11 protein-coding genes are annotated in these 13633 nt (G+C 71.7%); 4 read left to right on the top strand and 7 right to left on the bottom strand.

The features are described 5' to 3' along the window. Positions 1–7 precede the first annotated feature (7 nt). Positions 8–1186 carry an NAD(P)-dependent malic enzyme gene (locus tag ACTFTM_RS27145; protein WP_449563231.1) on the top strand — a complete coding sequence of 393 codons (1179 nt, stop codon included), beginning with the start codon at positions 8–10 and terminating at the stop codon, positions 1184–1186. Positions 1187–1217: 31 nt separating this feature from the next. Further along, positions 1218–2180, top strand: coding sequence for a zinc-binding dehydrogenase (locus ACTFTM_RS27140; RefSeq protein ID WP_449563230.1), 963 nt, complete (start codon positions 1218–1220; stop codon positions 2178–2180). Positions 2181–2347: 167 nt separating this feature from the next. On the opposite strand, the gene ACTFTM_RS27135 is transcribed toward ACTFTM_RS27140, so the two are convergent. Beyond that, positions 2348–3313 carry an alpha/beta hydrolase family protein gene (locus ACTFTM_RS27135; RefSeq protein WP_449563229.1) on the bottom strand — a complete coding sequence of 322 codons (966 nt, stop codon included), beginning with the start codon at positions 3311–3313 and terminating at the stop codon, positions 2348–2350. Between the two features lie 75 nt (positions 3314–3388). After that, on the bottom strand, positions 3389–4438 hold the full coding sequence (locus tag ACTFTM_RS27130) for an aldo/keto reductase (RefSeq protein ID WP_449563228.1): 1050 nt from the start codon (positions 4436–4438) through the stop codon (positions 3389–3391). A gap of 88 nt (positions 4439–4526) precedes the next feature. Between ACTFTM_RS27130 and ACTFTM_RS27125 the strand changes: the two genes are divergently transcribed. Further along, on the top strand, positions 4527–4988 hold the full coding sequence (locus ACTFTM_RS27125; RefSeq protein WP_449563227.1) for a MerR family transcriptional regulator: 462 nt from the start codon (positions 4527–4529) through the stop codon (positions 4986–4988). Here the strand turns inward: ACTFTM_RS27125 and ACTFTM_RS27120 are convergent. Continuing rightward, complete coding sequence (locus ACTFTM_RS27120) at positions 4870–5415, bottom strand: nucleotidyltransferase domain-containing protein (protein ID WP_449563226.1); 546 nt, start codon at positions 5413–5415, stop codon at positions 4870–4872. The genes ACTFTM_RS27125 and ACTFTM_RS27120 overlap by 119 nt on opposite strands. 427 nt (positions 5416–5842) lie before the next feature. Here ACTFTM_RS27120 and ACTFTM_RS27115 point away from each other — a divergent pair, with 427 nt between their 5' ends. Beyond that, complete coding sequence (locus tag ACTFTM_RS27115; protein ID WP_357175305.1) at positions 5843–6010, top strand: hypothetical protein; 168 nt, start codon at positions 5843–5845, stop codon at positions 6008–6010. Positions 6011–6013: 3 nt separating this feature from the next. Here the strand turns inward: ACTFTM_RS27115 and ACTFTM_RS27110 are convergent, their stop codons facing one another. From ACTFTM_RS27110 to ACTFTM_RS27095, 4 genes are all read right to left on the bottom strand, one after another. Beyond that, entirely contained in the window at positions 6014–7129 is a 1116-nt protein-coding gene (locus ACTFTM_RS27110) for an acetate/propionate family kinase (protein ID WP_449563225.1), read from the bottom strand. Continuing rightward, a complete protein-coding gene (gene pta, locus ACTFTM_RS27105) occupies positions 7126–9195 on the bottom strand; it encodes a phosphate acetyltransferase (protein WP_449563224.1) in 2070 nt (689 codons plus the stop codon). Before pta ends, ACTFTM_RS27110 begins: the two co-directional genes overlap by 4 nt. A gap of 130 nt (positions 9196–9325) precedes the next feature. Then, entirely contained in the window at positions 9326–9511 is a 186-nt protein-coding gene (locus ACTFTM_RS27100) for a DUF6104 family protein (protein ID WP_139582193.1), read from the bottom strand. Positions 9512–9632: 121 nt separating this feature from the next. Then, positions 9633–13382 carry a multifunctional oxoglutarate decarboxylase/oxoglutarate dehydrogenase thiamine pyrophosphate-binding subunit/dihydrolipoyllysine-residue succinyltransferase subunit gene (locus tag ACTFTM_RS27095; protein ID WP_449563223.1) on the bottom strand — a complete coding sequence of 1250 codons (3750 nt, stop codon included), beginning with the start codon at positions 13380–13382 and terminating at the stop codon, positions 9633–9635. Between the last annotated feature and the right edge of the window lie 251 nt (positions 13383–13633).

The raw sequence follows: 13633 nt of genomic DNA, 5'->3' as shown, positions 1-13633 counted from the left end.
CACCGCCATGTCTTCATCCACCGTGGACCCCGCTGATCCCGTCTTCCAACTGCACCTCGGCGGCAAGATGGCCGTCGCCTCGACGGTGCCGCTGACCAGCCGCGAGGACCTCTCCCTCGCGTACACCCCGGGGGTGGCCCGGGTGTGCGAGGCGATCGCCGCCGACCCCGACCTCGCCGACGAGTACACCTGGGCGTCGCACGCGGTCGCGGTGGTCACCGACGGCTCGGCCGTGTTGGGGCTCGGCAACATCGGCCCGCGTGCCGCGCTGCCGGTCATGGAGGGCAAGGCGGTGCTGTTCAAGCAGTTCGCGGGGGTGGACGCGGTGCCGGTCTGCCTCGACACCCAGGACGTGGACGAGATCGTCGCGGTGGTGCGCGCGCTGGCCCCCTCGTTCGGCGGAATCAACCTGGAGGACATCAGCGCGCCGCGCTGCTTCGAGATCGAGCGTCGACTCGACGAGGCGCTGGACATCCCGGTCTTCCACGACGACCAGCACGGCACCGCCATCGTGGTGCTCGCCGCGCTGCGCAACGCCGCCACCCTGCTCAACCGCAAGCTCGGCGACCTGCGGGTCGCGGTGAGCGGCGCGGGCGCGGCCGGGGTGGCCGTGACGAAGATGCTCATCGCCGGGGGCGTCAACCCCGACCAGGTGGTCGTCTGCGACTCGAAGGGGATCATCGGCGCGCACCGCGCCGAGTTGACCGGCGGCAAGGCAGAGCTGGCGGCGAGCACCAACGCCGACGGCCGCCAGGGCGACATCACCGAGGCGCTGCGCGGCGCGGACGTGTTGATCGGCGTTTCCGGCGGTGAGATCCCGGAGGCCGCCATCGCCGGTATGGCACCCGGTGGGATCGTGTTCGCGCTGGCCAACCCCACGCCGGAGGTGCACCCGGAGGTGGCCGCCCGGCACGTCGCGGTGGTCGCCACGGGCCGCAGCGACTACCCCAACCAGATCAACAACGTGCTGGCGTTCCCCGGGGTGTTCCGGGGCGCGCTGGACGCCGGCGCCACCCGGATCACCGAGGCGATGAAGGTCGCCGCGGCGGACGCCATCGCGCAGGTGGTGGCCGAGTCGCTGACCCCCGAGGCGATCGTCCCGTCGCCGCTGGATCCGCGTGTCGCCCCGGCCGTCGCCGAGGCGGTGGCCGAGGCCGCCCGCCGTGACGGCGTGGCCCGACGGTGAGGCCTTCTTAACGAGCGCTCAGCTTGTTACCGTGCCGATCATGCGTGCTGCCTTCGCCTCCCGCTTCGACGACGCCGATCCGCTCGCCGCCCTCACCGTCGGTGAGCAGCCCGAGCCGACCCACCCGGAGGACGACTGGGTGACCGTGCAGGTGCGCGCCACCTCGCTCAACCACCACGACCTGTGGTCGCTGCGCGGGGTGGGGCTCACCGAGGCCCAACTGCCGATGACCCTGGGCTGCGACGCGGTGGGTGTGGACCCCGAGGGCAACGACGTGGTCGTCTACCCGGTCGTCGTCACTCCCGGTGACCCGCGTGGGGTCTCCATCCTCTCCGAGCACTTCGCCGGGACCCTCGCCGAGCGGGTCGCCGTACCCCGGTCGAACCTGATCCCGCTGCCCGACGGCATGGCGGCGACCGACGCCGCGTGCCTGCCCACGGCCTGGTTGACCGCGTGGCGGATGCTGACCACCAAGGGCCGCGTCGCGGACGCCGACAGCGTGCTGGTGCAGGGCGCGGGCGGTGGCGTCGCCACCGCGGCCGTCGCGCTCGCCGTCGCGATGGGCAAGCGGGTGTACGCGACCAGCCGCGACGCCGGCAAGCGCGACCGGATCTCGGCTCTCGGGGCCACCGCTGTCGAACCCGGCGCCCGGTTGCCGGAGCGGGTCGACGTGGTGATCGAGACGGTCGGCGCGGCGACCTTCGAGCACTCGATGAAGTCGGCCGCCCCGATGGCCCGGATCGTCGTCTCCGGTGCCACCGCCGGCCACCAACCGTCGGTCAACCTGCGCCGGGTCTTCGCCATGCAGTTGGAGATCCTGGGCACGTCGATGGGCACTCCCGGGGAGCTGTACGAGCTGCTGGCGTTCTGCGCCGAGAACGAGGTCCGCCCGGTGGTGGACAGCGTGGTTCCGTTCAGTCGGGTGGAGGACGCCTTCGCCCGCCTGCACTCCGGCGAGGCCTTCGGCAAGATCGTCATCGACCACACGGCCTGAACCCCCGCCCCCGCGCCGGCCGCGCCATCCCCGCGCCACCCCCGCGCCACCCCCGCGCCACCCCCGCGCCACCCCCGCGATCTTGCGCTTTCTGCTGTCGTTCAGCGAGAAATGACCCGTTACGCCACCACAGGAAGTGCAAGATCGCGCAGACGGCGGCGCGACGCTCAGAGGTGGTCGTCGAAGGTGGCGATGTCGTTGCGGGTCGCTTCGGTCGCCATGCGCTTCTTGGCCTCCGCGTCGCCGTAGAGCGACCAGCGCAGGAACTCCACGACCGTGTCCGAGACGACCCGCAGCGTCGCGGGGTCGCCGAGCAGCGCCCGGCCGTGGTCGCCCTTGGGCAGGCTGAGCAGCGCCTTGGGCCAGGGCACCTTGTCGTACGCCGCCTTGCCCGCCGCGTAGTCGACCACCTCGTCCAGCTCACCGTGCACGAACAGTTGCGGCGCGGCCGCGCCCGCGAACGCCGTACCCACGCCGACGGCAGTGCCGGCGAACACCACCCCGGCGTCCAGCCGTTCGTCCCGGCCGGCGGTGAACAGACCGATGGTGGTCACCCCGCCCGCCGAGTGCCCCGCCGCGGCCACCCGGTCGGTCGCCAGCCGGCCGCGCAGCCCGTCGCCGGCCTTGCCGTCGAGTGCCAGCACCTGGGTCAGCGCGTACGACACGTCGGCCGGCTGGTTGAGCACGTCGAGGACGTTGCCGTCGCTGCCCTTGGAGGTGTGCGGGAACGTCGGCGCGGCCACCACGAAGCCCGCCGCCGCCCAGCGGGTCAGCAGCGTGGCGTAGTCCTCCGGCCGTCCGGTGAGACCGTGGCTGAACATCACCACCGGAAACCGGCCGTCCGCCGCCGCCGCGGACCGCTTGGCCGCGCCGCCGGCGGTCCCGGCCGCCGGATACCAGAGGGTCACCGGTAGCGGACGGCCGTCCCGGTTCAGCTTGAGCTGTCGTACGCCGACGCCGAAGGCATTTTCGGGCGCGGACCCGGCGGGTACCTGCGGTGTCGGCGTGGCGGCCGGCGGCGGCTCGACGGCGACCGGCGCGGCCTGCTTCTTCGGGGCGTCCGTGGAGCAGCCGACCAGAGCGGCCAGGAGCAGGGCGCTGGCCAGCAGCGTGGGGGTGACACGACGCGACATGAAGGTAATTGTGCCCTGCCGCGCCGGTGGCTCGGCGCGGTCCGGCGCGCTGTGGCCACGCCATTACCGGCCGTCTCAGGCAGCGGCGCGTTCGGGAAGCGGACGCCGCCGTCGCGCCGGGTCGGTCAGGGAGCGCGGGGGGAAGGCGGCGTTGGGGTCGTACCGGTTGGTCCCGGGTGGCACGATCTCGTCGATCCGGTCGAGGGCCGCGTCGTCCAGGGTGAGGGTGGCGCCCTTGAGCAGGTCCTCCAGGTGCTGCATGGTCCGCGGTCCGATGATCGCCGAGGTGACCGCCGGATGGGCCACGGTGAAGGCGATGGCGAGTTGGGGAAGCGTGCACCCGATGTCCGCCGCGAGGTCGACGAGCTGCTCGACGATGTCGAGCTTGGCCGCGTTCTCCGCGATCGTGGGATCGAACTGCGCCGGCCGGAGAACCGCCCGCCCGGTGGACAGGTCGACGGCCCGGTCCTTGCGGTACCTGCCGCTGAGGAAGCCGAAGGCGAGAGGGCTCCAGACCAGCACCCCCATGCCGTAGCGCTGGCAGACCGGGAGGGTCGCGACCTCCACCCCGCGGGCGAGGATCGAGTACGGCGGCTGCTCGGTGCGCAGCCGGCCGAGGCCGCGACGCTCGGACACCTGGTGTGCCTCGACGATCTCCTCGGCGGGGAAGGTCGAACACCCGAAGGCGCGGATCTTCCCCTGGCGTACCAGGTCGGTGAGCACCGAGAGCGTCTCCTCGATGTCGGTCGAGGGGTCGGGGCGGTGAACCTGGTAGAGGTCGATCCAGTCGGTACCGAGACGCCGGAGACTCCCCTCGACCGCCTGGATGATCCAACGCCGTGAGTTGCCGCCCTGGTTGGGTCCCTCGCCCATCGGGAAGTGCACCTTGGTGGCGAGGACGACGTCGTCGCGGCGTCCCCGCAGTGCCTTCCCCACGATCTGCTCGGACTCACCCCGGCCGTACATGTCGGCGGTGTCGATGGCGTTGATGCCGCTGTCCAGGGCGGTGTGGATGATGCGGACGCACTCGTCGTGGTCCGGATTCCCGACGGCACCGAACATCATGGTCCCGAGGCAGTGGGTGCTCACCTCGATGCCGGTGCCGCCGAGCGTGCGGTAGCGCATGCCGATGCTCCCTTGCTATGTCGTAACGATCAGCAGGACCCTAGGAGCTCGAGTCGGCTCTAGGTCAAGCCTCGCTACCCTGCTCGACATGGCAGACGACATCGCGAGTCTGAGCATCGGGCAGGTCGCCGAACGCACCGGCCTGAGCGTGCACGCCCTCCGCTTCTACGAGCAGGAGGGTGTCTTCGTCGATCCCGTACGCCGAGGGCCCGCGGGGCGTCGCGTCTACACCCAGAACGACGTCGACTGGCTGACCGTCTGCATCATTCTCCGTACGTCGGGCATGCCGTTGCCCGCGCTCCGCCGGTACGCCGACCTCGTCCGGGCCGGCGCCGGCAACGAGGAGGAACGACTCGCGCTTCTGCGCGAGCACCGCGAGCGCGTCACCAGCCAGATCGGCAAACTCACGCAGTGCCTGGACCTGATCGGTTTCAAGGTCGGGGTGTACGAGGACCTGCTCGACGAGGCCCAGCGCGCAGTCGAGCCAGGTCGTCCGCGTCCTTCGGACGGCGGGGACGTTCCGGCATCCACACCGGGTACATCTGCTTGAACTCGATCTGGGCCGCCACCGAGATCGTCGGCACGGTGAGCGGGCCGATCCGGCCGGGCGGCGCGTCCAGCAACCCGGCCGGCAGGGGAGTGCCCGCCCAGGGACCGGCGCCCACGGTCGGCCGGCCGCTGTCGTCCCGGCCCAGGTACGCGACGCTGACCTCCACGTCACCCGCGAACAGGTCGAGCTGTAGCTCCGCCGGCATCCTCGGGTCGGGACGCCAACCACGGGCCGTCAGCAACGCGGCCAGCCGCTCGCCGTCCTCGCGCCAGCAGTACCAGTCGACGTCGACGTGCGGGCGGCTCACCGCGCCGAGGTGAAAGTCCATCGCCCAGCCGCCGCGCAGCCACACCGGGATGCCAGCCGACGCGGACACCTCGACCAGCTCGGCGATGCTCGCCAGCTGGCGCTGCGCGAGGTCATCCACCGGGCCACGGTACCCGTCGGGGGCATGTCCTCGTCCGACCTCAGCCCCGAGCCGGCAAGGTCGCTGACGTGGGCGGCCAGGCAGGCGGTCACCGGCAGGGGGCGCGCCGAGCGCGGATCGAGGGTGAGCGTACGCACGCCGACGGTGTACGACCCCTCGGGCGCTCGGCGCGCAGCCTGCGGCCCGGCGGACCCGCCAGCCACGGCGGAGGCCGGCGCGCAGGCCGCGAGCAGCGCTGTCACCAGTACGGCGACCAGCCGTCCCGCCCCCGGTCCCACCGTAGGCGCAGGGACGCGCGCGACGGCCCCGCCGTCCGGCCTGCCTCTGCCCCCCACCCGGTCGGGTCGCCTCCGCCGCGCGGCCCGACCCGACGCGACCACGGAGGTGGGGGCGGTGCGTCGGCCAGAGCTTCGCTAGGGTCACCGGCATGGCTGAGAACTACACCGACCCCAGCGGCAACACCGAGGCGTTCCGTGCCTTCACGCAGACGCCGGAGGCCACGGCCCCGGCCGACGCGCCGTCCCGGCTGCCCCTCATCGTCGGTGCGGCGGTGGTCGTGGTGCTGCTGGTGGCCCTGGTCGTCTGGCTCGCCTAGCCCCTAAGGCTTGCCCACCACGTCCCGGGTCTGCCGGGCGATCTCCCGCTCCTCGTCGGTGCGGATGACGCAGACGCTCACCTCGGCGCCGTCGGGCGAGATCACCCGGTCACCCTCGCCGCCGTTGCGGGTGTCGTCCACGCCGATGCCGAGCCGGTCCAGGCCGGCCAGCGCGGCGGCCCGCACGGCGGCGGCGTGCTCGCCCACCCCGGCGGTGAACGCGATCGCGTCGACGCGGCCGAGCAGCGCGTAGTACGCCCCGACGTACCCGGTGATCCGTCGGCAGTAGACGTCGAAGGCCAGCGCGGCGGCCGGGTCGCCGGCGGCCCGGCGGCGCAGCACCTCGCGCATGTCGTTGGCGCCGGTCAGGCCGAGCAGGCCGCTGCGGTGGTTGAGCAGGTCGTCGATCTCGTCGACCGACAGTCCGCCCTCGCGTCGCAGGTGGAAGATGACGGTCGGGTCGAGGTCGCCGCTGCGGGTGCCCATCACCAGCCCTTGCAGGGGCGACATCCCCATCGAGGTGGCCACGCTGCGGCCACCGGCGACAGCGCAGGCGCTGGCACCGTTGCCCAGATGCAGGGTGATGGTGTTGAGCTGCTCGTACGGGCGGCCCAACAGCTCGGCGGTACGCCGGGAGACGTACGCGTGCGAGGTGCCGTGGAAGCCGTACCGGCGGATGTCGTACCGCTCGGCGGTGTCCCGGTCTATCGCGTAGGTCGCGGCGGCCTCGGGCAGGGTGTGGTGGAACGCCGTGTCGAAGACGGCGACCTGCGGCACGTCCGGCAGGGCCGCCCGGGCCATCTCGATCCCGGCCAGGTTGGCCGGGTTGTGCAGCGGGGCGAGCGGGACCAGGTCGCGGATCGCGGCCAGCACCGCGTCGTCGACGAGCGTGGGGGCGGTGAACGTCCGGCCGCCGTGCACCACCCGGTGCCCGATGGCCGTCAGCCCGGTCAGGTCCAGCCCGTCCAGGATCTGCCGGACCGCGCTGGCGTGGTCCGCCGGACCGCCGCCGGGCTCGCCGACCCGCTCGACGGTGCCCTGGTCGAGCGAGCGGTCCCCGTCGTAGAGCCGCCACTTCACCGACGACGACCCGCAGTTGAGCACCAGGATCCGACTCATGACGCCTCCCCGGCGGCCGCCTGGATGGCGGTGATCGCGACCGTGTTCACGATGTCCGGCACCAGCGCGCCCCGGGACAGGTCGTTCACCGGCCGGCGCAGGCCCTGCATCACCGGCCCGACGGCGACCGCCCCGGCTGACCGTTGCACCGCCTTGTACGTGTTGTTGCCCGTGTTCAGGTCCGGAAAAATGAACACCGTGGCGTGCCCGGCGACCGGGCTGTCCGGCAGTTTGGTCGCCGCCACCGCCGGGTCGATCGCCGCGTCGTACTGGATCGGGCCCTCGACCAGCAGGTCGGGCCGGCGTTCCCGGACCAGCGCGGTGGCCTCGGCGACCTTCTCCACGTCGGCGCCCGCGCCGGAGCTGCCGGTGGAGTACGACAGCATGGCCACCCGGGGCTCGATGCCGAACCGGGCTGCCGTCTCGGCCGACGAGATCGCGATGTCGGCGAGTTGGGCGGCGTCCGGATCACGGTTCACCGCGCAGTCGCCGTAGACCAACACCCGGTCGCGCAGCAGCATGAAGAAGACGCTGGAGGCCACCGAGACGTCCGGAACGGTACGGATGATCTCGAACGCGGGTCGGATGGTCGCCGCGGTGGTGTGCGTGGCGCCGGAGACCATCCCGTCCGCGTGCCCGGTGGCCACCATGAGCGTGCCGAAGTAGTTGGGTTGGGCCACGATGTCGTACGCCAGTTCGGCGGTGACGCCCCGATGGGCGCGCAGGCGCGCGTACTCGGCGGCGAACTCGTCGTGCCACCCGCTGCTGGTCGGGTCGACGAGCCGCGCGTCGCCGAGGTCGATGCCCAGCTCACGGGTGCGCCGGGCGATGTCCTCGGGACGACCCAGCAGGGTCAGGTCGGCGACGCCCCGCCGCAGCAGGATCTCGGCCGCCCGCAGGATCCGCTCGTCGGTGCCCTCGGGAAGCACCAGGTGGCGGCGCTGCGAGCGAGCCCTGTCGATCAGCTCGTTCTCGAACATCAGCGGGGTGACCCGCGTCGACCGGCTCACCCGGAGCCGGCGGGCCAGGTCGTCGGTGTCCACGCAGCGCTCGAACGCGCCCAGCGCGGCCTCCACCTTGCGCGGGTTGGCCACGCTGGGGCGCCCCTCGATCCGGCTGGACGCCTCGACCGTGTCGTAGCTGTCGCTGCGCACGGACAGCACCGCCAGGCCGGTGTTCAACCCCTCCACCAGCCGCATGACCCGGGGATCGGGCTGCTCGCCCAGGGTGAGCACCAGCCCGGCCACCGACACCTGCCCGGCCACGTGGGCCGCGCTGGCGGCGACCAGCAGGTCGGCCCGGTCGCCGGGGGTGATCACCAGCGCCCCCTCGGTGAGGTGGCCCAACAGGGTCGGCACGTGCGCCGCGCCGACCACGAAGTCCAGCACGTCCCGCCCGAGCGCGGCGTCATCCCCGGCCAGCAGGGTGGCGCCGAGCGCCGCCGCCACCTCGGCCACCGTCGGCGCCGACACGCTCGGCACCTCCGGAATGGCGTACGCGGGCACCGGCAGCTCGGGCAGCGTCATCGGCCCGGGCACCCGGTTGGCGATCACCGCGAGCACGGTCGCGCCCAGGTCGGCCACATCGTGGTACGCCCCGCGCATGGCCGCCGCGACGGCCGCCGGCTCCTGCTCGTAGCCGTCCACCACGGGCACCACGACGCTGCCGAACTCGGTGGCCAGCCGGACGTTGAAGGCCAGCTCGCGGGGGTGCGCGGGATCGCCCGGCTCGTCGAAGTCGCTGCCCACCACGACCACCGCGGGGCACTGCCGCTCCACCGCCCGGTAGCGCTCCACGATGGTGGAGATCAGCTCCTCGCGCCGACCGTCGGCCACCAGCGCGGCTGCCTCGGCGTAGGTGGCCCCGGCCAGCTCGGCGACCGGCACCTCGACGCGGTACCGCTCGCTGAGCAGGGCGAGGATCGGATCGGGGCCGATGTCGGCGACCAGCGGCCGGAACACGCCGATCCGCCCCACCTGCCGCGACAGCAGTTCGGCCAGCCCGAGAGCGATGGTCGACTTGCCCCCGCCCGAACCCACGCTAGTCAGATAAAGGCTCCGAGCCACGCCCCCACCCTAGAAGACCCCCAAGCCCCGGCCGTCCCCCTCCCGAGCACCCCGCCCTCGTGATCAAGAGGTTTGCGTCACGATCAGGGCCAGAAGTGACGCGAACCTCTTGATCACCGGGTCAAACGGGTTAGGCGTCTTCGTCGTCGGGGTCGTCCAGGCGGGCCAGGTACGTCGCCAGGCGTTCGATGGGGGTTTCGAACTCCGGGTTGAGGTCGACGAAGTCGCGGAGGCGCTCGCCCAGCCACTCCAGGGTCACCTGCTCGTCGCCCCGGCGTTCGACCAGTTCCTCGATGCCACGGTCGGTGAAGTACACGGCGTACGTCCTCGTGCTCGGCCCGGCACGGGCCGGGTGGGTCGGTGATCGGATGGACCGACGCGAGCCGGGGCAGGACCGTGGTCGACGGCCCTGCCCCGGCTCGCGTGGCGCGGTCAGGTCACGGGCGGGGGAGTGCCGCCTCGATGAGCGCGGTCTGCTCGACCTCGTGGGTCTTGGCCGAGCCGACCGCCGGGGCCGCCGCGGCCGGGCGGGAGATCCGCCGCAGCCGGACGTCGGTGAGGTGCTCCAGCAGGTTGAGCGCCACGAACGACCAGGCACCCTGGTTGGCCGGCTCCTCCTGCACCCAGGCGAAGTCCTCCGCGTTCGGGTACTGCGCCAGCGCGGCGCGGATCTCCTCCACCGGCAGCGGGTAGAGCTGCTCGATCCGGATGATGGCGGTGTCGGTGACGCCGCGCTCCTGCCGGGCCTGGAACAGGTCGTAGTAGACCTTGCCGGAGCAGAGCAGCACCCGCTTCACCGACTCGGGCGCCGGGGCGGCCGTGTCGCGCAGCACCGGCTGGAAGGTGCCGGTGGTGAAGTCCTCCACCGAGGAGACGCAGAGCTTGTGCCGCAGCAGCGACTTGGGCGTGAACACCACGAGCGGCTTGCGCTTCGGCGACAGGGCCTGGCGGCGCAGCAGGTGGAAGTAGTTCGCCGGGGTCGTCGGGATGGCCACCCGCATGTTGTCCTCGGCGCACATCTGCAGGAACCGCTCCGGGCGACCGGAGGTGTGGTCCGGGCCCTGGCCCTCGTGGCCGTGCGGCAGCAGCAGGGTCACGGCGGAGCGCTGCCCCCACTTCACCTCACCGGACGAGATGAACTCGTCGATCACCGACTGGGCGCCGTTGACGAAATCACCGAACTGGGCCTCCCAGGCGACCAGCGCGTTGATGTTCTCCACCGAGTAGCCGTACTCGAAGCCCATCGCCGCGTACTCGCTGAGCAGCGAGTCGTGCACGAAGAACCTGGAGCGCTCACCGTCGCCGGTGAGCGACTTCAACGGCAGGTAGTCGTCGCCGGTGCGGGAGTCGACCACCGAGGCGTGCCGCTGGACGAAGGTGCCGCGACGCGAGTCCTGCCCGGCGAGCCGGACGGTGACCCCGTCGTGCAGCAGCGCCCCGAACGCGATGATCTCGCCGTAGCCCCAGTCGATGTTGCCCTCGACGGACATCTTGGCCCGCCGGTCGAGCAGCTGCTGGATGCGCTTGTGCGGGGTGAAGCCCTCCGGCAGGTTGACGTGCGCCTCGCCGATCGCCTTGACGACGGCGGCGTCGGTGGCGGTGTCGACAGCCGGCTCCGGCTCCTCCTCGCGGCGCGGCCGGTTGAGCTGGCGCGGCGCGGCGGCGGCGTCCCGGGTGGCCTTGAAGACCTTCTCCAGTTGCGCCTGGTAGTCGCGCAGCAGCTCCTCCGCGTCCTCCACGGTGATGTCGCCGCGACCGATCAGCTCCTCGGTGTAGAGCTTGCGCACCGAACGCTTCGAGTCAATGATCTTGTACATCTGGGGGTTCGACATCGACGGGTCGTCGCCCTCGTTGTGGCCGCGCCGGCGGTAGCAGACCATGTCGATCACGACGTCCTTGTTGAACGTCTGCCGGTATTCGAAGGCCAGCCGGGCCACCCGGACCACGGCCTCCGGGTCGTCGCCGTTGACGTGGAAGATCGGCGCCTGGATCATCCGGGCCACGTCGGTGCTGTAGAGGCTGGACCGGCTGTACTCCGGGGCGGTGGTGAAGCCGACCTGGTTGTTGACCACCACGTGCACGGTGCCACCGGTGCGGTAGCCGCGCAGCTGCGACAGGTTGAGCGTCTCGGCGACCACGCCCTGACCGGCGAACGCGGCGTCACCGTGCACCGCCAGCGGCAGCACGGTGTAGCCCTCCAACTTGAGGTCGATCCGGTCCTGCTTGGCCCGGACGATGCCCTCCAGCACCGGGTCGACGGCCTCCAGGTGCGACGGGTTCGCCACCACCGACACCTTCACGGCGTGCGCGCCGTCCGGGGTGGTGAACTTGCCGTTCTGGCCCAGGTGGTACTTCACGTCGCCGGAGCCCTGCGTGGAGCGCGGGTCCAGGTGGCCCTCGAACTCCGAGAAGATCTTCTCGTACGGCTTGCCGACGATGTTGGCCAGCACGTTGAGCCGGCCCCGGTGGGCCATGCCGATGACGACCTCGTCCAGCCCGTTCTCGGCGGACGACTCCAGCACCTCGCCGAGCAGCGGGATCAGCGACTCGCCGCCCTCCAGCGAGAAGCGCTTCTGGCCCACGTACTTGGTCTGGAGGAAGGTTTCGAACGCCTCGGCGGCGTTGAGCCGGTTGAGCACGTGCTTCTGCTCGTCTGCGGACGGCTTCTCGTACTTGCGCTCGATCCGCTCCTGGATCCAGCGCCGCTCCTCCGGGTCCTGGATGTGCATGTACTCGATGCCGACGCGGCGGCAGTACGAGTCGCGCAGCACGCCGAGGATCTCGCGCAGCTTCATCCGCTGCCGGCCGGCGAAGCCGTTCACCGGGAACTCGCGGTCCAGGTCCCACAGGGTCAGCCCGTGCTGGAGGACGTCCAGGTCGGGGTGCTTGCGGATCTTGAACTCGAGCGGGTCGGTGTCGGCCATCAGGTGACCGCGCACCCGGTACGCGTGGATCAGCTCGTGCACCCGGGCGGTCTTGTTGATCTGGCCCTCGGAGTTGACGGCCACGTCCCGCATCCAGCGCACCGGTTCGTACGGGATGCGCAGCGAGGTGAAGATCTCGTCGTAGAAGCCGTGCTCACCGAGGATCAGCTCGTGCATCGCCTTGAGGAACTCGCCGGACTGCGCGCCCTGGATGATCCGGTGGTCGTACGTGCTGGTCAGCGTGATGATCTTGCTGACCGCCAGCTCGGCGAGGGTGGCCTCGGACATGCCCTGGTAGGGGGCCGGGTACTCCATCGCGCCGACGCCGATGATCGCGCTCTGCCCCTGCATGAGGCGCGGCATCGAGTGCACCGTGCCGATGCCGCCCGGGTTGGTCAGCGAGATCGTGGTGCCGGAGTAGTCCTCCATGGTCAGCTCGTTGCGCCGCGCCCGCCGGACCACGTCCTCGTACGCCTGCCAGAACTGCCGGAAGTCCATCTGCTCGCAGCCCTTGATGGAGGGGACCACCAGGTTGCGGGTGCCGTCCGGCTTGGCCAGGTCGATGGCGATGCCGAGGTTGACGTGCGCCGGACGGACCACGGCCGGCTTGCCGTTGGCCTCGGCGAACGAGTTGTTCATCTCGGGGTGCTGGACCAGCGCGCGCACCATCGCGTAGCCGACCAGGTGGGTGAAGCTGACCTTGCCGCCCCGCCCACGGGCGAGGTGGTTGTTGATCACGATGCGGTTGTCAACGAGCAGCTTGGCCGGGACCGCGCGCACGCTGGTCGCGGTCGGCACGCTCAGTGAGGCGTCCATGTTCTGGACGATCTTCGCGGCGACACCCCGCAGCGGCGTGGTCTGCGGACCGTCGGCGCTCGGCGCGGGCGCCTTCGCGGCCGGCTTGGCCGGCGCCTCCTTGGCGGCGGGCGCCGGGGCCGGCGTCGGGGCGCTCTTGGCCGGGGCGGGCGCGGCGGCGGCCGGCTTGGCCGGCGCGGCGGCCGGCTTCGTGGCGGGCTGGCTTACCTTGGCTGCCGCCTCCGGCTGGCCGTCCGGCTCGGGCGCGGCGGCCGGCTTGCCGGCGCTCTCCGCCCCGCGCGGTGTCGCGGCGCCTGGCGCTGGTCGGTAGTCGGCGAAGAAGTCGTGCCAGGCCGAATCGACGCTCGTTGGGTCGGCGAGGTAGCGCTGGTACATCTCCTCGACGATCCACTCGTTCGGGCCGAAACCCGCCAGTGGGTTCTCCTGCGAAGTCTGCTGGGTCGACACGGCCGGTAATCGCCTCTTTCACGCGGGTTTGTGTGTCACGCGGTGTCCGTCACGTCCGATCAAGCAGAACGGACAGACGAGTCCCAGGCTACGCCGTACGGATCGCCCCGGCATTTCCGCCTCGGTCGGGTGGCCCGATTCACAGAAGATGCCAGAAGTTCGGCAACCCCTGCGGCGATCGTCGCGGGCTGGTACGGCCGGACTGAGTATCCCTACTGATGTCCCGAGGGCGCTGTCGGGCGAGGATCGGG

Source organism: Micromonospora sp. RB23 (genome assembly GCF_053585025.1).
The sequence above is the reverse complement of the archived record's forward strand: the minus strand, read 5'-3'. Positions and strand labels throughout refer to the sequence as shown.

Excerpts from the sequence above, each read along its gene's own strand:
- ACTFTM_RS27135 (WP_449563229.1), bottom strand. The coding sequence starts at position 3,313 with ATGTCGCGTCGTGTCACCCCCACGCTGCTGGCCAGCGCCCTGCTCCTG.
- ACTFTM_RS27125 (WP_449563227.1), top strand. The coding sequence starts at position 4,527 with ATGGCAGACGACATCGCGAGTCTGAGCATCGGGCAGGTCGCCGAACGC.
- ACTFTM_RS27145 (WP_449563231.1), top strand. The coding sequence starts at position 8 with ATGTCTTCATCCACCGTGGACCCCGCTGATCCCGTCTTCCAACTGCAC.
- ACTFTM_RS27130 (WP_449563228.1), bottom strand. The coding sequence starts at position 4,438 with ATGCGCTACCGCACGCTCGGCGGCACCGGCATCGAGGTGAGCACCCAC.
- ACTFTM_RS27110 (WP_449563225.1), bottom strand. The coding sequence starts at position 7,129 with ATGAGTCGGATCCTGGTGCTCAACTGCGGGTCGTCGTCGGTGAAGTGG.
- ACTFTM_RS27115 (WP_357175305.1), top strand. The coding sequence starts at position 5,843 with ATGGCTGAGAACTACACCGACCCCAGCGGCAACACCGAGGCGTTCCGT.